Raw genomic sequence first — 19,669 nt, 5'->3', positions numbered from 1 at the left:
ATCAAGCTAGGGTAAACACCTTAGTATGACTGATCGTGAATTTTACTAGATCCAGTGCAGCCGTCCTCGGATTGCTTTTAACCGCTTCCGCCGGTCATTCGCAGGTCCTCACGGAGAGTTTTAAAGAAACCTCCGCATCCGGCTGGGTCTTTGCGGGCACGAACTACACCCCGACGCTCACTGCGGACCAAGGTATTGATACCGCGGGAGATGGCTGGCTGCGTCTCACGACGGCGGATGGCAACCAGGCGACCAGTGCGTATTTTGACACCGCGTTCGACGCCGCTGGTGCGACCGTTTACGCGTCGTTCGAATACGCCTCCTGGGGAGGCAACGGCGCGGATGGCATTGCGTTTTTCCTGTTTGATGGGAGCACCACGTTTTCCGTCGGCGCCCCCGGTGGTTCATTGGGTTATGCCCAGCGCAACGCGGAAGCCGGTCTGGCGGGGGGCTACATCGGCGTAGGTATCGATGAATTCGGCAACTATTCGGCGGCCACGGAAGGCAAGACCGGCGGCATCGCGTTCTCTCCCGATGCCATCGCCGTGCGCGGTTCGGAAGCTTCTGGGTATGCATTTTTGGGCAGCAGCGGCACGTTGGGCACGTCGATCGACAGTCCCGGAGTGGGCTCTCGTCCGTCGGTGATCAATCAGGTGCAGGTGCTGCTCAATGCGACCAACCAACTCACGGTGACATTGCAGCAGGGTGGCACGTCTCCGCAGACGGTGTTGCAGATGGACCTCTCTTCCTATGCCCGACCCGAAACGCTGAAACTGGGTTTCACGGCTGGCACCGGTGGCCAGAACAACATTCACGAGATTCGCAATGTGGAGGCGTCCACCATTGCCGCCAGCCTGTGGTCCAACGGCACCAACGACAGCACGTGGGGTGACAACAACAACTGGGACCCTGCCGTCGTGCCTGGCACCGGCGAAGATATCCTGTTCGACAATACCCATGTTTCGACCGCGCAGACGATCGCCACCGAAGCCGATCGCACGGTGCGTTCCGTCACCTTCGACGCGCCGTTCGATTACACGGTTGAGGATAACACGCTTACTTTTGACAACGGCGGCGTCGCCGGATTCACCGGCGTGGCCGCGACTCAAACCCATGGGGTCGGCAACCACGCCATCACTTCCGACTTGGCGATCAACAACGACATCAGTGTGCGCAATTCCAACGCCGGCACGCTCACGCTCAGCGGTGATTTGGACACCAACGGCAACACCGTCACCTTCGATGGGGTCGGCGGGATGGTCACCCAAAGCGGGATCATTTCCGATTCCGGTGCCGTCATTAAAAACGACGCCGGTTCACTCACGCTCAGCGGCGCCAACACCTTCAGCGGTGGCACCGATATCAATGGCGGCACCCTGAATGCGAATGCCTCGACCGCCCTCGGCTCCGGCACGGTTGACCTCAACGGCGGCACGCTCGGTTCCACCAATTCCTCCACCATCGGCAATACCATCGCGCTCAACGGCAATGCCGCGCTCAACGGCATCACCACCTCCGGCACCCTCACGCAAACGGGCGGCAACTATACGCTGGGCCTGAACGACGCGACCGTCGGCGGCACCGTCAATCTGTCCCACAACAACACTGGTCGCACCCTCACCCTCGATACCCTGGGTTCCAACACCATCAGCGGGGTCATCGCCAACGGCGGTTCCAGTGCCGGCAACCTGACCAAGACCGGTTCGGGCGATCTCATCCTTTCGGGCAACAATACCTACACCGGCACCACCACCATTAGTGAGGGCTCGATCACCCTGGGCGCCAGTGACCGGTTGGCCAACGCGTCGGACTTGGTGCTCAACGACGGCACCTCGCTCAACTTGAACGGCTACTCGGAGCGCATCGACAATCTCACCGCCGGTGACGGCGCGTCCATTGACTTCGGCACCCCCGGCGGCGCGAACAACTTTGTCTTCGATAACTACACCGCTCCTTCCAGCGGCGTGCTCGTCATCAACAACTGGGAAGATGGTGTCGATGGACTCGCCACCAAAGTGTCCGGTCAGGACGTCAGCTCGATCTATCTCTCCGGCTACGGCGTGGCGGAGGAAAAATGGCAGACCACGGTGGGCAGTTACGGCAACGCCTACCTGCTCGGTCTCAAAGCGGTGACCGAAAAAGAGTGGGACGGCAGCTCCAGCAACAACTGGACGACCGACGCGAACTGGACCTGGTGGGGCGATCCCAATTCCAACGAGGTCGCCTTGTTCGACGACTTGGGCCTGGGCAGACTCGCCGTTAATCTCGACCAGAGCCGCACCCTCGCGGGCATCAAGTTTGGTGAGAACGCCACCGATACCTACCGCATTTCGTCCGGCAGCAGCGACATCACGCTCAACGGTGCCGTCCCCTACATTCAGCAGCAAAGCGACTCCGACCAGGAGCTCTACTTTGACGACCTCTTTCTCGGTAACAACACCGTCGTCGACATCACGGGCGCCGGCGACCTGATCATCAACGCCGACATCAAGGACAACGGTAACGGCTACGCGCTCATCAAAGACGGCACGGGCGAAGGCAAGTTGATCATCAACAGCAATTACAGCGACTACTCCGGCGGCCTCTACATCAACAAGGGCATCGTGCAGTCGCAATACTCCGGCGCGCTCGGCTCAGGCACCGCCCATATCGCCACCGGCGGCGCGCTCGAACTTGCCAATGTCGGCACGACTTCCAACAACATCGAACTCGCCGGTGACGGCGTTGCCGACGGTGGAGCCATTCACAACGTCGCGGGCAACAACACGCTGTCCGGCACGCTGACCGAAACGGATGACACCCGCTTTACCGCCGATGCCGGCACCACGCTTTCGCTGACCGGCAACCTCACCGGCAGCGGCACCGACACGACCTTCGCTGGGGCGGGCAACATTAATGTGAGCCGCATCACCACCGGCAGCGGTGGCGTCACGGTCGAGTCCGGCACCGTCACCTACAACGGGGGCAACGCCAACACCTACACCGGCGCGACCACGGTCGACGGTGGCTCGCTCGTCCTCAACAAGAGCTCCGGCGTCAACGCCATCGGCACCGGCGGCCTCGTGGTCAACTCCGGCGGCACCGCCACCTCCCAGCAGAATAACCAGATCGCCGATTCCGCCGCCGTCACGCTCAACGGCACCGGCACCTTTGATCTCAATGGCCGGACCGAAACCGTGGCTCAATTGAATGCCACCGGCACCAGCTCCACCCTCGATCTGGGCAGCGGTGATCTGACGATTGGCGCGGCGGCCGTGGTCAACTCCACCATCAACGGCAACATCGTGGGCGACGGTTCCAGCACGCTGAACGTCGATGGTCTCGGCTCCGTCTACGTCAACGGCAACAACACCGGGTTCAGCGGCACGACCAACGTTGACGCGGGCACGCTCAATATTTCCGGCGGCGACGAAGTGCTTGGTTCCGGCGCGGTCAATGTCGCTTCCGGCGGCAACCTGCAGATTCAAGGCGGTCTCGACCTCGACAACACCATCACGATCAACGGCACCGGATCATCCGGCAACGGCGCGATCGAAAACTTCGGCGGGGCCAACACCTTGTCCGGTTCCGTGGTGCTCGGCTCCAACGCCACCATCAAATCCAGCACCGGCACGCTTGGTATTTCCGGCACCGTGACCGGCAGCGGCAACGGACTCACCATCGACGGCTCCTCCAACACGCTCGTCAGCGGTGTGATCGCGACCGATGCGGGCACCCTGACCAAATCCGGCACCGGCACGCTGACCCTGTCGGGAGCGAACAGCTACACGGGAGCGACGACGATCAACGCGGGCAAAGTGATTGCGACGAACAACACGTCGCTGGGCACGGCGGGCACGGGCACGACGGTGGGCGCGGCGGGCACGCTGCAGATCCAAAACAACATCACCATCGCAGGCGAAGCGCTGGCGCTGGACGGCACGCTCAACAACGCGTCGGGCAACAACACCTACGGCGGAGCGATCAGCGGCACGGGCGACCTCAACGTCAACGGCGGCACGCTGACCCTCTCCAGCAACAGCAGCACCTTCACCGGCGACATCACGGTGACCTCGGGCACGACACTCATTGCGACCGCCGACAACGCGCTGGGCGCGGGCGGCGGCACCACCAGCGTGCTCTCGGGCGGCACGCTCGAAGTGACGGGCAGCATCGACATCGATACCGAGGACAACCTCTACCTCGCGGGCGTGGGCGTGACCAGCGAAGGCGCGCTGCTGAGCACCTCGGGTAACAACACCGTGGATACGCCGATGACCCTCACGGCCAACGCGACCATCGGCGCGACCAGCGGCACGCTCAACCTGGGCACGCAGGCGAACTCACCCGTGCTCGACCTGTCGACCCACGACCTCACGCTCAATACCAACGGCGGTAACATCGTCGTCGAGTCGGACTTCACCGGCACCGGCGACATCATCAAAACCGGCTCCGGCACGCTGACCCTCAACCACGGCGAAGCCTACCCCTCGATCCTGTCCCCCTCGACGGACTTCTTCCTCACCGACGGCACGACGATCCTCAACACCTACGCGACCGAAAACAGCGGCATGCGCGGCAACGTCACGATCGGCGACGGCACCGGCGCCGCCGGTTCCGCCATCCTCCAACAAGGTATCCTCGAGTCCGGGGCCGATAACTCCAACCAGATCATCGCGGACACCTCGAACATCACGATCAACTCCGACGGTTACTGGGACCTGCAAGGCCACAAGGAAGTGGTCAACAACGTCACCATGAACGGCGGCACCATCGACGCGAAAAAGAACGTCGGCGACGCCAACCGCCTCGACATCGGCGGCAGCCTGAGCGCCACCGCCGACGCGACCATCAACGGCCTGCTCGGCCTCAACAACCAAAGCGCCGCCTCGATCGTCGTGGATTCCGGGGCCAACCTCGACATCAACGCGATCCTCTCCAACGGCGGCTTCGACAAGACCGGCGACGGCACCCTGACCCTCTCCGGTGCCAACACCTACGTCGGCAATACCGAGATCTCCAACGGCATCGTCATCGTCGACAACGACTCCGGCCTCGGCTCCGTCGGCTCCAGCCACACCCGGGTCGATTCCGGCGCCCAGCTCCAACTGTCCAACGTCAACATCGGCAACGAACCCCTCAAACTCTCCGGCACCGGCCACAACGGCGACGGCACCGGCGCACTGCGCGCCACCACCGGCACCAACACCGTCAGCGGCTCCGTGGCCCTCGAAGCCAACGCGGAGATCCAGACCGACTCCGGCGCGACCCTCGCCATCAACGGCAACATCACCGGCTCCGGCAAAACCCTCACGGTCGACTCCCTCGGCAACACGACCTTCAACGGTAACAACACCTTCAATACCCTGGAGAAAAACGGCGCCGGCACGCTCACCGTCACCGGGACCAACACCTACGCCACCGCCAACATCAACACCGGCACCTTCGCCCTGGGTAACTCCAACATCCTCGCCGACACCATGGACGTGAATCTCGGCGCCGCGGGCACCTTCGCCGTCGGCGGTTACACCGAGACGATCGACGACCTCAACGGCTCGGGGACCCTCACCATCGCCTCCGGCGGCTCCCTCGGCATCGACAAGATCGGCAACGCCGGCGCGTTCACCGGCACGCTCGACGTCGACGGCATCATGACGCTCAACGGCGGCCTCATCGGCGCCGGCGCCGACGGCTCCGCCAGCACCGGCACGATGATGCTCAACGCCGCGAGCACCCTGGAAATCGCGGCCGACTTCGTCTTCGGCGGCACCCTCGAACTGGCCGCCAACACGACCCTCAAGCTCTCCGGCGCCGGCACCGAGTTTAACCTCGATACGCTGCACATCACCGGCGACTCGATCATCGACTTCAGCGGCGTCGACGCGACGACGTTCAACATCGGCAGCCTCGTGATCGACCCCGGCGTAGCGGTGACCGCCGTGGGCTGGGACTCGTTCTACGACCTGTGGACCGCCGCGAACTTCAGCGGAGCGACGCTGGACGAACGCGACACCAACACCGCGCAAATCACCTTCGACGGCTTCACCTCGGCGGACACGATCTGGCTGACCTACGACTACGGCTCCAACGAGATCACGGTGCCGGAGCCCTCGACCTACGGAGCGATCCTGATGGGCACGGGCCTGGCGACCTTCCTGCTGCGCCGCAAACGCCGCCAGACCACCGCCCCCGCGACCAACTGACCCCGCCGCCGCCTCACGGCTTCCGCGTCAGTTTTTGCGTCACGTTCAAAAGGCGTGCGCGGAGCGGCTGACCCTTCGCGGCAAAGTCGCGTTGGAGGGTTTCGTATTCCGTTCGCCCGGCGGCTTCCTCGATCTTGATCGGAGAATAACCCAAGTGTTGCAGATCGTAGGGACTCGCACGCATGTCGACTTCCCGAATGGCCCGAGCGAGCTCAAAGCAGTCGGCGATGAGCTCCGACGGCGTGAACGGCGCCAGTTTATACGCCCACTTGTAGAGATCCATGTTGGCGTGCAGGCAGCCCCGTTGGTCCAGCTCCACGGCGGATTCCCGGGTCGGTTGCAGGCGATTGAGCGGGCGGGCCGAGGTGGTGAAAAACCGAAAGGCATCGTAGTGCGTGCAGCACCCGGGACCACTCTCGACGATGCGGGCGATCTCGTCGGGCGGGAATCGCAGCGGGTGTGCGTTGTGTCGGATCTCCTCCGGGGCCTGACGATAGACCATCGCCCATTCGTGCCAGCCGAAACAGCCGAAGAACGCGGGCCGCGCGGCAGTGGTGGAGAGAAATGTTTCCAGCCAACGGGCGAAGGCCCGTCGTTTATCCGGGAGCGCCGCCGGTTCGATTTGCACACCTTGACCGACTTCCCGGTATTCCGACCAGCGCAGGAAATCCCGGGCCGTGTTCCCGGCCAGAATCACGCCGGGTCCCGGATGCCAACGGCGCAACCAGGCGGGACGAAACGAATAGTAGGTGAACAGGAAATCCTTCACCGGGTGCTTTTGTCCGCGCGAGGCGCGCTCACGTTGGCCGTCGATCAAACGATCGACCCGCGCCTCGTGCGCACGGCGTTGCTCCTGCCAAACGGATTCGGCGAGCACGACGGGAGATTTGGTAGACGCAGCGACCACAGCGCTAGGCAAGGGCCTTGCCGGCCTCCGGGTCAATCACGCGTCATCAACCGGTGCACGCCCATGATGGGAGCCTCGGTGATGGGAGTGAGTGGTAACGGTGATCGCGGCACCAGCGCCGCCTGCACGGCGGGGTGCGTGAGAATGGGGCCGCTCAGACCGGCGGGCAGGGCGTCGAGTGGGGTGGCGGGAAACAACCGTGTCGCCACTTGGAGCGCGAGATCCAGCAGCGGTTTCGCCGATTCCAGCACCATGGTTCGGGCGGCTTCATCGCCTTCGGTGGCGAGGTGGAGCACGGCCGGAGCCAGCGCGGCGATGGTTTTATTTGGGTCGCGGTTCTGGTAAAAATGCCGGGTAAGCGCGGTGACGGTCGTTTCGTCCACCGGCAGACCCGACTGATGTTGCACCAACGGGCCGAACCGGGTGAGCGGGGCCCAACCCTGCAGTTCCAGCAGCCCGCGGGCGATCACGCGCCGCCCCAAGTCGTATCCACTTCCCGGATCACCGAACCGCCAGCCGAGGCCGCCAGCGTAGTGCACCGTGTCGTCGGGAGCATGAGCGGCCACGAAAGAACCCGTGCCGCCGTGCAGCACCAAACCCGGTCGACCGCTGGTGGCCAGCTCGAGCACCGGCAGCGCATCATGGTGCGACGAGACGGTGCCGAAATCGCGGAGATCGGCGGCAAATTCCCGCCACCAGCTCGGCGCGCCCGCCATGTAGAGGTGCGTGCTGATCACGGGCTCGCGATGGATCTGGCCCAGGGCTTCGAGAATGATGGCGCGGGCTTGTTCGGGGCCGGCGATATTGGGATTGCAGCCGGGGGCGAGGTGACGGGTGACGATGGCACCGGTCTCATCGATCAGGATGAGTTCGGTTTTGGTTCCGCCGCCGTCGACGCCGATGCGATAGGTGCTACCCACAGAACGCACGCAATACGGGGATGTTGCCCAATGCAGGCCTAAAATGAACCGAGGTCATGGCGGGCCTCGCGAGCCGTCGGCGGTCGCGCCACCCCGCGCCGCCATTTGCGCGCTCGCTTTGTGCGGGAGGAGACTTACTCGTGGGTGGTCTACGCTCATGTCCTCGTCATCTCCCGCAGTTATTCGTTGGTTGGTTCGCCACGCCGGTTATCCGGCGCATCGCCTGGCGCCCGGAGCGGAGCGCCTGGTCTTGTTTGCCGCCGCCGCCGCCGCCGCCGCCGATGAAGCCGGGGTGCAGCGCGCGAGCGGCATGATCGTGCGCAAGAACTCGGCCGAGGAAGCGTCGCGGCGCCAACAAGCCGAGAACCGCCGCAAGGCGCACTTCAAGAGCGACAATCGCACCGCGACCTGACCGACCCGACCAGGCCGGTCAGCTTCGCGGAGTCACGCGTCGAGCCACCCACGCATCGATACGCGGCAGCTCGCGCTCGCTCACGGCGGCATTGAGCCGGATGAGACTGGTCGCCTTCGCGGCTTCGGCTTCGCCTGCTTCACCGAGGTGTTCACGGGTCACTTGTTCGAGTTCGTGGGCATAGCGCGAGTCGGTCGCGTTTTGCACGATCTCAGGCAGGTAGGAGTTGACGCCAAACGCGGGTTGGGCGGCGAGAAGTTCGGCGGCGTGGGCCACGGCAAATTCCCACGCGAGATCGAGGTGCTCGCCGTAGACGCCGACGCGTTGAACATTGGCGTTGCGCTCGGAGGTGGAGAGTTCGTCGCCCAGTGTCAGTTCGAGCGTGCGTCGGGCGAGGGCGGGTTCGAGGGCGTGCTGCATGGCACCATAGGCCCGTCGTTTTTCCGCCGTGGTGGGGGCGGCGCGAGCCAGATCGTGAAGCCGTCGATACATGGCTTCATCGGCGTAGCGGCCCACCGTGTTGAAGACGGCCGGGCGCAGGTCGCCGGACAGGCTGGTCGGATCTTCTTGGTAGCGGGCAAAGCGGCGCTGGCACTCGGCGATCGTCGCTTCGTCGCCGCTTTTTGCGAGGATGTTGATCAGTCGGGCGCGCAGGGTGCCGAGCAAGGGGGATTCGCCGGGAGTAGCGTCCCACCCGATGTGATCGAGCTGGGGCGTGAGGAGTTCGACGAGCCATGACTGATAGGCGAAGCGGCCCGGTTGACGTTGTTGCCAGGAGTCGATGGTGCCGAGGGATCGGAGCATGGTCTCCCACACGGGTTGGGCGGTGCTGTGGCGGAGGGCGAGGACGATGTCGAGGTAGTCCGTGGCGGCGACGCGACCCGCGAGCACGAGGGCCCACGTGTCACCGAGCAGGTTGAGTTGGTCGGCAACGGGAAGGGTCGGCAGTGCCGCAATGAGCGCGCTCAGAGTGGCCTCGTCATAGAGGACGCGGTAAAAGCCGGTATCGCCGACGTTGAGTTTGGGGGCGGAGCGGTCGCCCGGCCATGGCAGGTCTGCCGGCGTGGCGGCGAGCAGATGGCTGGAAGGGGACGTGAGTTGATCGTATGGCGCAAAGGTCACGGGAATCGACCACGACAAATTTTCGGCCTGCGGGTCATCCAGAATGAAGCGCTGCTGGTCCAGATGCAGGCGGTCGTCGGATACGGTGGCGGAGACAATGGGAAATCCCGGCTGTTCGGTCCAGCCGGCGGCAATGGCGGTCACTGGTTGACCCGATGACTCCGCGAGGGCGGCCCAGAGGTCGGCGGTGGTGGTATTGCTCAGCGCGTGGCGTTGCATGTAGAGTCGGATGCCGTCCCGGAAAGGAGTCTCGCCCAGAAACGCCTCCAGCATGCGCACGAAGGCCTTGCCCTTTTCGTAGGAAATGGTGTCGAACGCGTCCATGGCCGAAGTCTCGGTGACGCCGGGCAATTGAATGGCGTGGGTGGATTGGCGGGCGTCGAGCGCGAGGGCGCGTTCTTTGTCGGAGTTGGCCCGCAGCCACGTGTTCCAGGTGGGATTGAGGTCGTTGGTGCACTTGGTTTCCAACCAGCTGGCGAATCCCTCGTTGAGCCAGAGGTTGTCCCACCAGCCCATGGTCACGAGGTTGCCAAACCACTGGTGGGCGATCTCGTGGGCGATGACCTTGAATACCCACTCCTTGTCGGTCTGCGACATCACGGCCGGATCGTAAAGGAGCAGCGTATCGATATAGGAGATACAGCCCCAGTTTTCCATGGCGCCGAAATTGGAGAAGGCGTTGGGCACGCCGATTTGCACGAGTTGGGGCAACGGGTAGGGTGCGCCGAAATAGTCGGCGTAGTAGTCGAGGATGCGCTTGGTCGATTCCAACGCGTAGCCGGCCGTGGCCGTCTTGCCTTCGGTGAAGGCGATGATGAGCCGCGTGCCGTGGTGGTCGGCTTCGATGGTCTCCAATTCACCGCCGAAAAATGCCAGCAGGTAGCTCGACATGCTCGGGGTGCGGGCGAAGCTCACGGCCTTGCGATCCCCGGGCAGTGGCGTTTCGCCCGTGGCCGGCATGTTGGAGAATGCGGTGAACGATGCGGGCACGACGAGCGTGACGTCAAAGGTCGCCCGAAAAGCGGGTTCGTCCCAGCAAGGCAAAGCGCGGCGGGCTTCCAGCACTTCCATTTGGGTGCCGAACATTTCCTTCTCACCGGACGCGGTGGGGTAGCGATCAAAGAAGAATCCCTCGGCGTTGGGGTGGATGATGCCGCGATACGTGATTTCGATGACATATGCTCCGGGAGCGAGCGGCTCCGGCCCGGCGAGCGACAGTTGTTGCAAGTCGGCGTCGAGCGTGGCGGTCAATGCCACCGGGTCGTCGTGGGGCGAGTCGCCTGCGGGCAGGAGGGTGGCGCGATCGATAGTCAGCTCGTTGGCATTGAGCACGATGGCGTCGACCGTCGCTCGCACCTCGATATCGATGCGCACCTCGCCTTGGATGGTGCGAGCCGGCAAATCGGGTTCGATGCGCACGCGGTAATGAGTCGGCACAATCGTCTTGGGCAGGTTGCCCGGATTGGTCTCGAAGTTGAACGGCGCCTCGGCGCGGGCACTGGTGGAGCATAGGACGATGGCAAGGGCCACGATGCCCCGGCGTCCCCAACGATATTTCATGACACCGGCATCCCCCAAAAGTGCGGCGGGGTCAATGAGTAGACGCACCTCAATCGATTTGTTCGGTGTGCGGCAGACTATATACTCAGCCTTTGCTCGTGGATGTAATCCGGTAACGGAAGTCCCTAAATTTTGGAGATTCGAAGGGAAACACGACGGGCAAACGCGTGGGATGGGACCTCAACCCACCGATACATCAATATAGCTACTCCGAAACTCGAGAATAACAGAATGATATCGATCACGATTTGTGTGAGTAGAGAGTCTCCTGTGTTCAGCACAGGGAATAGTCCTGGTAAAAGGTAGCAGGAGATCGGGACGTGGATCAGATACAGGCTGTAGGACGATAGTCCGACTGGTCGGAAGAATCTGAGTGCAGGCGCAAACCGGTTGGGAAGTGGCCATAATAAGAGCGATGCGGTGAACATGCCGGCCCCAACAACGTAAGCGTCCGTCCTAGCACGTGGTAGTCGGGAGGGCTTCGGGTTGGTAGAGTGGCGGGATGGCTCGAATCGAAGCGGAACAGATTTACGTGTATGGTGGCGTGGTGGATTTGCGCAAAGGAGCGAACAGCTTGCGGACGTTGGTGGGCCGGCCGGAGCCGGAAGCGCTTTACGTGTTTTCAAACCGGTCAAGAGGCCTGCTGAAGTTCCTCGTCGTCGATGCGACGGGTGTTTGGTGCGGCACGCGACGTCTGCATCACCGGCGGTTTGCGTGGCCGGAAAGTCCGGACGGTCAGGAGCGGCTGACGCGTGATGAACTTGCGTGGCTGATCGCGGGTGGAGACGTGAAAAAGTTACGTCTAAAGCGCACTTTGGCTGGCCAATAGCGGGAGGCCGGATACTGTATCCGTATAGTGGCGACAGTTAATCCACCAACCGATCTTCAGGAGGATGATGAGGCGCAGGTTCTGCGTCTTGAATGCGAACGACTGGAGCAAGAAAACCATGTATTAGGCACGGAGCTAAAGGCGCTCAATGCGGAGATGGCTTACATGCAGCGCCAGTTGGAGGCCCTGAAACGCAAGCTGTTCGGACAGTCGCGGGGTGAGCAGGTCAGCGAGGCGCAGTTGAACTTGGCTCTCGACGAGATGGAGCGGGAACGCGCGCAGCAGGAGGAGGTGCCCAAGGAGGTGATTGGCTACGCCCGCCGTCGACCTCAGGCGGAGGAGTCGCAGGCCCGACTGCCCGAAGACCTGGAGACGATCACCGAGGAAATCATCCCGGAGGAGGTGCGGGCCGAACCGGAGGCCTACGAGCGCATCGGTGAAGAAGTGACCGAAGAACTCGATGTCCAGCCGATGAAGGTGATCCGTCGCCGGATCGTGCGACCGAAGTTTAAACGCAAGGGGCAAGCCGCAGCGGCGCCCTTCATTGCGCCGCTACCGGCCCGGGTGATCCCGGGCGGACTACCCGCCGCCGGTTTGATCGCGTTCCTCTTGGTGGCCAAATATGTGGACCACCTTCCTCTCTACCGATTGGAGAAAAGCTTCAAGCAACGCTTCGGCGTGAAGCTACCGCGTCAGCGCCTGTGCGACTGGACCGGATACGCCATCGAGAACTGGCTGTTAATCATCTACCACTCGATCCGGCAGGGATTGATCGGAGGCGACTACTTGCAGATCGATGAGACGCCGATCCGTTATCTTGACCCGGATCGCAAAGGACAAAGTAGCCGCGGTTACCTCTGGGTTTATGGACATCCAGGAGGAGACCTGTGCTTTGATTGGTCGCTGGGCCGGGGTAAAGCCGCGGCCGAGGCCATCGTGTGCGAGTTTACCGGTCTGCTGCAAAGCGACGGCTACCAAGTCTACGACCGGGTGAGCGAGGGTCGCGAGATCACGCAACTCGGATGCTGGGCGCACGCGCGTCGACGGTTCTACGACGCCTACCAAGCCGGTGAATCCGGGGCGGCGCATTACTTGGTGCTCATCCGCGATCTCTACGCGATCGAAGCGTCATTGCCGGCCGAGGCGAGCGTGGCGCAGGTCGCGGAGATCCGGGCCGAACGCAGTGTGCCAGTCCTCGCACAGATCAGGCAGTCATTGGACGAAGATATCGACACGCACATGCCCAGAACCGCCATCGCTGATGCCATCGGTTACGCCCGATCCCAGTGGAGCAAGCTGACCGCATACGTGCAGCACGGGCAAACGCGCATCGACAACAACCTCACCGAACAAGCCATCCGCCCCACCAAACTCGGGGCCAAGAACTGGTTGTTCATTGGGCACCCCGGTGCGGGCAAGCGCGCTGCGATCATCTACACCATCCTCGAATGCTGCCGCCGCCATAACGTCGAACCTCTCGCTTACCTCAACGACGTGCTCCGTCGCCTGCCCGGCATGACCAATCACCAAGTCGCTGCCGCCAAACTTACCCCGCGCGACTGGAAACCCGCGGCCTGAGCGTCAACCCCTTCCGCATACGCGGTAGAACGGACGCTTACCCAACAACAGTCCAATCCATGTGGAGAATTATTCCCACAACGCTAATGACCAATAGCGGCATGGCACGTCGGAAACCATCATTTACCAGCCAGCTGATCGCGACGCCGACCGCGAAAAGATTCCATTGATCCAAAGGAAATACGGGAACGGCGAGAGCCAGGAGCGATACACCGGTGACAGTCCAATATAGGCTTTTGCGCGGTATGAGCCCCAAAATGGAGGTAGAAGGCTAATTCGTAGCCAAGACTCCAATATACCCAGTTCATACTGGTCACACCAGAAACGTCTCCCACGAAAGCCAGAGCGGTGTAGAGCACGGATTTTAAATCATGTGGAAGCGCGGTAACATCGTTCGTTCCAATTTGAAAAACTCGAACTGCAACTACGGCCAGCACGACTAAAAGACTTACCCAATAAGGAGGATAAATGCGGAGAAACCTGCGGGCAAAAAAGGCCAACCCGGCGCAAGTGTTCGTGGCGTTGGAGATACAGAAACCACTCACGACGAAAAAGACCGGAACTCCTAGCCATCCCAACTTCACGACGTTGTGATAGGTGTCGGCCGGATTTAGTGGCCCTTCATTTATATGGAATATCACCACCATTACCGCCCCCAAGCCACGCAATCCATCGATAGTTAGGGTTCGAAGCGGCGTCGTCATAGGGAAGGTTTGCCATAATTGGCTGATGATCGAGCAAGAGGTCCCGAGGATTGGAATACAACCATCTCGACGGCAAAGCTTACCGTTCGAAAGAGAAGGTGTCAGCGTTGGCGGCGCAGGAATCGCTGGACCGCGGCGCGCGTCGGCATGGAGGGAGCCGTGCCCGGCTTCGTCACCGAAAGCGCGGCGACGGCGCAACCATGGCGGGCGGCGGCAGCGAGATCGCCGTCGTGTTCGAGCAGTCCGGCGGCAAATCCGCCCACAAAAGCGTCGCCGGCCCCGGTGGTGTCGACTGCTTTGACCTGAAACGCCGGCACTTCGACGTAGCCGTCGGCCCGGGAAATGAAACAGCCCCGCATCCCGAGGGTGACGATCACTACGGGCACGCCAATGGTGCCGCAGAGGGCGTGGAGCTTGGCGGGCGGAAGCTTCAGCATCGCTGTGGTGGTGAGCGGTTTTTTCCCCGGATGCAGGCCGAGCCGGTTGATGAGTTCGACGAACTCGGTCTCGTTGGGAATGAGGATGTCGACGTGCTTGAGCATCGTCGCCTTGAAGTCCGGCCGCAGGGGGGCGGGGTTGAGAATCGTCAGGGCCCCGGCGTCGCGGCCGAGTTTCAACGCGTGCGTGGTGGCGGGGAGGTTGGCCTCGAGTTGGCAAATCACCATGCGGGCACCGTCGATCGCGATGGCGGGCAGGTCGGACTTGGCGAGCTTCAGATTTGCGGCGAGGGCGACGATGATCTGGTTCTGCCCCTCGGCGTTGACCAGAATGGCGGCCGAGCCGGTCGGTTGGGTGCTTTTGACCGCCCAGTGCGTGGCGATGCCTTCGCGTTCGTAAAAGGCCTGGGCATCGCGACCGAAGGCGTCGTCGCCGATGGCTCCGACATACAGCGTTGGGGCGCCGGCGCGACCTGCGGCCACAGCTTGGTTGGAGCCCTTGCCTCCCGGGCCGGTGCGGGAAGTGCCGGCAAGGGTTTCGCCGGGGGCGGGGAAGTGCTCACAATTGAAACACAGGTCGATGACATAGCTGCCGACGACGACGACTTGGGGCGGGGTCATGGGAGATAACATAGGCAAGAAGACGGAAGTAAAAAGTATGAAGTTGGCCCGCCCTGCCGTTCGTCCCGGAGCAGCCACCGTTTGTCCAAAGTTTGCGCCCGGTCGGGTGTTTTGATGTAACGTGGCGTTGTGATCGACTCAGCCCCGCCATTTACGGACCCCGTTGTCGCCGCCAAGCGCGAACGCGCCAAGGGGCGTTTGTATGTGATGTGCCAAACGATCGGCTGGCTGGGGTTTCTGGCGATGCAGCTCATCTTCGTTCACATTGTCCAATCTGGTAAGGAAAGGGCAGTGTCTGTCTCTGATGATGCGCAGATCGTGATGATCGCGCTGCTGGGTTGGTTGATTTCTCACTACGCCCGGGTGTATTTCGAGCGGTGGGGCTGGAAAGAGATGGGCTGGCTGAAGCTGTTGCCGCGTGCGCTCATCATGACGTTCTTGATGTCGTTGGTGTGGTCGATCGTCGGCTACGGCTGGTCCTACGGCGTGTTGCAGGAGACGTTTCCTGATAAGATCAACCCGTTCTTGTTGATGTGTATCAGTGTGATCAACGGCACGTTCGTTTTCGGTGCCTGGATGTCGTTCTATTTCGTCTACCACGTGTTCGACCGCTTCAATCGGTCGGAAATTGAGCGCCTCCGTTTGGCCACCGTGGTGAAGGATGCCGAGCTGCGGGCTTTGAAGTCACAGGTGAATCCCCACTTCATGTTCAACTCGCTCAACAGTGTGCGGGCGTTGATTGACGAAGACCCGAGCCGCGCCCGCGAAGCCGTCACCCAGTTGGCCAACATGCTGCGTTATTCGCTGCAAGCCGGCAGCAAACAGACCGTTTCCTTCGAAGACGAACTGACCGTTGTTAATGACTATCTCGCGTTGGAACAGGTGCGCCACGAAGAGCGGCTCCGCCTCCGCCTCGATGTGGATCCCGACACGTTGCGTCGTTCCATCCCGCCGATGTTGCTGCAAACCCTCGTGGAAAACGCGGTCAAATACGGTATTGCGACCCAGCCGGCTGGCGGTGAGATCGCGATCGTGGCCCGCATCAGGGACGGCGACCTGCGCATCGCGGTGTGTAATCCAGGAAACTTGCGATCCGCGACAGCCCAGGAATCCTCCCGGTCCACCGGAGTCGGCCTGCGCAATGCGTCCGATCGTCTGCAATTACTCTTTGGCGACAGTGCTACGCTCACCGTCTCCCAGTCCGGCCCCGGTGAAGTCACGGCCGAGGTGGTGGTGCCGCAAGACGCCGATCGTGAGCTTGCCGCTCCGGACCGCCGCCGTGCTGCTCGTCCCTCTGCCTCCGTTACTCCAAAAGTTTCCGCATGAAAGCTCTCCTCGTTGATGATGAACGTCTCGCCCGCGGCGAACTGCGCCGCCTCCTCGCCGATGTCAAAGGCGTCGAAATCGTGGGCGAAGCGGCCAACGCCGAACAGGCCCGCGCCAAGCTCGAAGAGCTGAAACCCGACCTGATTTTTCTCGATGTGCAGATGCCCGGCGAAACGGGTTTGGAGTTTTTGGAGACACTCGAACCCCCGATGCCGCAGGTGATTTTTACGACCGCTTATGATGAGTTTGCCGTGAAGGCGTTCGAGCTCAACGCCCTCGATTACCTGCTCAAACCCGTCGACCCCGCCCGTCTCGAAAGTGCCATCGAGCGTTTGCGCGAGCGGGGAGCGTTGCCCGCCGGAGATCCGGCTGATCGCCCCGAAATCCTCAATCCTGACGACAAGGTCTTCGTGCGGGAGGGCGACAACTGCTGGTTCGTCGAGGTGAAGCGCATCCGCCTGCTCGAAAGCGAAGGCAACTACACCCGGGTGCATTTCGACAATGCGCAGCCCCAGCTTTTTCGTTCTCTCAACGCGATGGAATCGCGCCTCGATACCAAGACGTTCTTCCGCGCCAACCGCCGCCAAATGATCAACCTGCAATGGATCGAAAAAATCGAGCCATGGTTCAGCGGCGGACTCCTCGTCGAACTCAAAGGCGGCGCCAAGGTCGAGCTCAGTCGCCGCCAAGCCCAGGCCTTTCGCGAACGCATGAGCCTGTAGTCACCAACCCCGAACCACCATTAACCCGCCGTCCTGCCTCCCATATGAAATCCAAAATCTGCCAAGTGCTCAACGCCCGCGTCCACCCCCTCTTTGCCGTCATCGTCGGTCTCGGCGTGGGCTTCGCGATGAATGCAGCCATGAACTCCGGCGTGGCCTTCACGGTGGGGGGAGGCGTGGCGATCATGCTCTCGCTGCCGCGGAGCCGTTGCGGCCGCGATCGCTCCTGAGCCGCCGTCTTTTTTCCCGCCAGTCTGTTCCCTCCTCCTTGCCATGATCCAAGCCAATCAACTGACCAAGACCTTCAAAGATAAGAAGCGCGGCGTGGTGCGCGCCGTAGACGACGTCACCTTCCGCTGTGAACCGGGCCAGATCTACGGACTGCTCGGGGCCAACGGAGCGGGCAAGACCACCACGCTGCGCATGCTCGCAACGTTGCTCAAACCCTCCAGTGGTTCGGCCATCGTGGCCGGCCACGATGTCGTGAAAGCCTCGACCGCCGTGCGGGCCCAAGTCGGGTTCCTCGCCGCCAGCACCGCCCTGTATGGACGGCTCACGGCCCGCGAAATGATCAGTTATTTCGGTGAGCTCAACGGCCTCGATACGCGCACCATCAAGGCGCGGATCAAGCAACTCGCGGACGAGTTGGATATGCACGATTTTCTCGACCGTCGCTGCGATAAATTCTCCACCGGCATGAAGCAAAAAACCTCGATCGCACGCACCCTCGTGCACGACCCGGAGGTGATGATCTTTGACGAGCCGACCCTCGGGCTCGATGTGATGACCGCTCGCTCGATCGTGCGTTTCGTGCGCCAGTGCCGGGACAACGGCAAGACCGTGATCTACTCCTCCCACGTCATGAGTGAGATCGAAAAACTCTGCGATCGCATCGGCATCATCCACGACGGTCAACTTGTCGCCGAAGGCACCTTGGCCGAGCTGTCCACCCAGTATGGGGAAACCGACATGGAAGAGATCTTTGTCAAAGCCGTCGGTGGCGAAGCCGCCCTCGTCGCCGCCCTCGAAAAGCAAGAAAGCTAACCCTCTTCAACTCTGGAACCCACGCCATGAACTGGAACATCATCAGCACCGTTTTTCGCAAAGAACTTCGCGATTCCGTCCGCGACAAGCGCACGCTTATTTCGACCCTCGTTGTCCCCACCGTCGTCATTCCCGTGCTGTTTTTCGGCGCAGGGTTTGTGATGAAAAAAGTCATCTCCAAAGCTCAGGAGGAGGCATCTTCCGTCATGATCATCGGGGGCGAGGATTCGCCCGCCGTGGTCGCTGCCATCACGGCCAACGAGGAGTTCAACATTGTGCCGACGCGCGACGATTACAAAGACGCGGTTTCCAACAAGGAGATCCGCATCGCCGTCGACATCCCGCCGGGCTTTGACGCCGCCATCACCGGCGACAAGGCGCCGACGTTGAAGATTTACCACTACCAGGGGGAGATGAAGTCCAACATGGGTCGCAATCAGATGCGCAATTTCCTCTTCGATTACCGCGAAGACGCCGTGCAGTCCGCTCTGGCGGCGCGCGGACTCCCGGAGACGTTGGCCAAACCCTTTGAGGTGGAGACCGAAAACGTCGCTCCGCCCGAGAAAGTCGGCGGTAATGCGGTCGGTGGATTTGTGCCTTACATGATCGTGATCCTCTGCTTCACCGGCGCCATGTATCCCGCCATGGATCTCACGGCCGGCGAGAAGGAACGCGGCACGATGGAGACGCTGCTGTGCAGTCCGGTTAACCGCATCAACATTGTGATGGGCAAGTTTCTCATGGTGCTCGCCGCCTCGGCCGCGACGGTCGCGTTGACGGTCGTCATGATGGGGGTGAGCGCGGTGGTGGCGGGAAAAGTTTTCGCCAGTGGAGCGGTTGCGTCCGGGGCGGGAGCCGGGGCGGAAGGCGGTGGCATGGGCATGCTGATCGACCCGCTCGGTTTGGTCGGCGTGTTCGCCATGGTGGTGCCCGTGGCAATGTTGTTCGCGGCCGTGCAGCTGACGGTCGCTCTGTTTGCCAAGAGTTTCAAGGAGGCGCAGAGCTACGTGTCGCCACTGATGATCGTGGTCATCATGCCGACTGCGATGGGCATGTTGCCCGGCATCGAGTTGACCGCGAAGACGGCCATGATCCCGATCATGAACCTGAGCCTCGTATGCAAAGAGATGCTCTCCGGCGTATGGAACTGGCACTACATCGCGCTGATCTTCGGCTCCTCCGCCGTGTATGCGGGCATCGCCCTCTGGCTCTGTGTAAAAATGTTCGACCGCGAGTCCGTCATGTTCCGGGCTTGAGCCAGATTCATTCTGGCGCGAAGGAGGCTTCGGCGCTCAGTCGATGTAT

At 62.0% G+C, this 19,669-nt stretch carries 14 protein-coding genes; 9 read left to right on the top strand and 5 right to left on the bottom strand.

Annotated elements, in window-relative coordinates; translation table 11 throughout:
- Nucleotides 1–35 precede the first annotated feature (35 nt).
- A complete protein-coding gene (locus PXH66_RS17655) occupies nucleotides 36–6,182 on the top strand; it encodes an autotransporter-associated beta strand repeat-containing protein (protein ID WP_330932086.1) in 6,147 nt (2,048 codons plus the stop codon).
- Between the two features lie 13 nt (nucleotides 6,183–6,195).
- Here PXH66_RS17655 and PXH66_RS17650 read toward each other — a convergent pair whose 3' ends face one another.
- Together PXH66_RS17650 and PXH66_RS17645 are read right to left on the bottom strand one after the other, a co-directional pair.
- The gene (locus PXH66_RS17650) at nucleotides 6,196–7,059 is read right to left on the bottom strand and encodes a 3-methyladenine DNA glycosylase (protein ID WP_330930426.1); all 864 of its coding nucleotides are present in this window, start codon (nucleotides 7,057–7,059) and stop codon (nucleotides 6,196–6,198) included.
- 62 nt (nucleotides 7,060–7,121) lie between these two features.
- Entirely contained in the window at nucleotides 7,122–8,018 is an 897-nt protein-coding gene (locus PXH66_RS17645; RefSeq protein ID WP_330930425.1) for an N-acetylglucosamine kinase, read from the bottom strand.
- A 148-nt stretch (nucleotides 8,019–8,166) separates the two neighbouring features.
- Between PXH66_RS17645 and PXH66_RS17640 the strand changes: the two genes are divergently transcribed.
- Nucleotides 8,167–8,421: a hypothetical protein gene (locus PXH66_RS17640; protein ID WP_330930424.1), complete on the top strand. Its 255-nt coding sequence runs from the start codon at nucleotides 8,167–8,169 to the stop codon at nucleotides 8,419–8,421.
- Nucleotides 8,422–8,439: 18 nt separating this feature from the next.
- On the opposite strand, the gene PXH66_RS17635 is transcribed toward PXH66_RS17640, so the two are convergent.
- On the bottom strand, nucleotides 8,440–11,103 hold the full coding sequence (locus PXH66_RS17635) for a M1 family metallopeptidase (RefSeq protein ID WP_330930423.1): 2,664 nt from the start codon (nucleotides 11,101–11,103) through the stop codon (nucleotides 8,440–8,442).
- Nucleotides 11,104–11,605: 502 nt separating this feature from the next.
- On the opposite strand from PXH66_RS17635, the gene tnpB reads away from it, so the two are divergent.
- Nucleotides 11,606–11,932: an IS66 family insertion sequence element accessory protein TnpB gene (gene tnpB / locus PXH66_RS17630; protein WP_330932085.1), complete on the top strand. Its 327-nt coding sequence runs from the start codon at nucleotides 11,606–11,608 to the stop codon at nucleotides 11,930–11,932.
- A 27-nt stretch (nucleotides 11,933–11,959) separates the two neighbouring features.
- A complete protein-coding gene (tnpC, locus tag PXH66_RS17625) occupies nucleotides 11,960–13,510 on the top strand; it encodes an IS66 family transposase (protein ID WP_330932084.1) in 1,551 nt (516 codons plus the stop codon).
- 119 nt (nucleotides 13,511–13,629) lie between these two features.
- Here the strand turns inward: tnpC and PXH66_RS17620 are convergent, their stop codons facing one another.
- Both PXH66_RS17620 and PXH66_RS17615 read right to left on the bottom strand, forming a co-directional pair.
- Complete coding sequence (locus tag PXH66_RS17620; protein ID WP_330928069.1) at nucleotides 13,630–14,214, bottom strand: acyltransferase family protein; 585 nt, start codon at nucleotides 14,212–14,214, stop codon at nucleotides 13,630–13,632.
- A gap of 101 nt (nucleotides 14,215–14,315) precedes the next feature.
- Nucleotides 14,316–15,272 carry a ribokinase gene (locus PXH66_RS17615; protein WP_330928068.1) on the bottom strand — a complete coding sequence of 319 codons (957 nt, stop codon included), beginning with the start codon at nucleotides 15,270–15,272 and terminating at the stop codon, nucleotides 14,316–14,318.
- Nucleotides 15,273–15,401: 129 nt separating this feature from the next.
- On the opposite strand from PXH66_RS17615, the gene PXH66_RS17610 reads away from it, so the two are divergent.
- The 5 genes from PXH66_RS17610 to PXH66_RS17590 are packed head-to-tail and all read left to right on the top strand — an operon-like array spanning nucleotide 15,402 to nucleotide 19,620.
- The gene (locus PXH66_RS17610; RefSeq protein WP_330928066.1) at nucleotides 15,402–16,598 is read left to right on the top strand and encodes a sensor histidine kinase; all 1,197 of its coding nucleotides are present in this window, start codon (nucleotides 15,402–15,404) and stop codon (nucleotides 16,596–16,598) included.
- Nucleotides 16,595–17,320 carry a LytR/AlgR family response regulator transcription factor gene (locus PXH66_RS17605; protein WP_330928065.1) on the top strand — a complete coding sequence of 242 codons (726 nt, stop codon included), beginning with the start codon at nucleotides 16,595–16,597 and terminating at the stop codon, nucleotides 17,318–17,320. Before PXH66_RS17610 ends, PXH66_RS17605 begins: the two co-directional genes overlap by 4 nt.
- A gap of 44 nt (nucleotides 17,321–17,364) precedes the next feature.
- On the top strand, nucleotides 17,365–17,550 hold the full coding sequence (locus PXH66_RS17600; RefSeq protein ID WP_330928064.1) for a hypothetical protein: 186 nt from the start codon (nucleotides 17,365–17,367) through the stop codon (nucleotides 17,548–17,550).
- A gap of 43 nt (nucleotides 17,551–17,593) precedes the next feature.
- Nucleotides 17,594–18,364 carry an ABC transporter ATP-binding protein gene (locus tag PXH66_RS17595; protein WP_330928063.1) on the top strand — a complete coding sequence of 257 codons (771 nt, stop codon included), beginning with the start codon at nucleotides 17,594–17,596 and terminating at the stop codon, nucleotides 18,362–18,364.
- A gap of 26 nt (nucleotides 18,365–18,390) precedes the next feature.
- A complete protein-coding gene (locus PXH66_RS17590) occupies nucleotides 18,391–19,620 on the top strand; it encodes an ABC transporter permease (RefSeq protein WP_330928062.1) in 1,230 nt (409 codons plus the stop codon).
- Nucleotides 19,621–19,669 lie beyond the last annotated feature (49 nt).

This window comes from Synoicihabitans lomoniglobus (genome assembly GCF_029023725.1).
Classification (GTDB): Bacteria; Verrucomicrobiota; Verrucomicrobiia; order Opitutales; family Opitutaceae; genus Actomonas; species Actomonas lomonigloba.
This window is presented reverse-complemented; position numbering and strand designations above follow the sequence as displayed.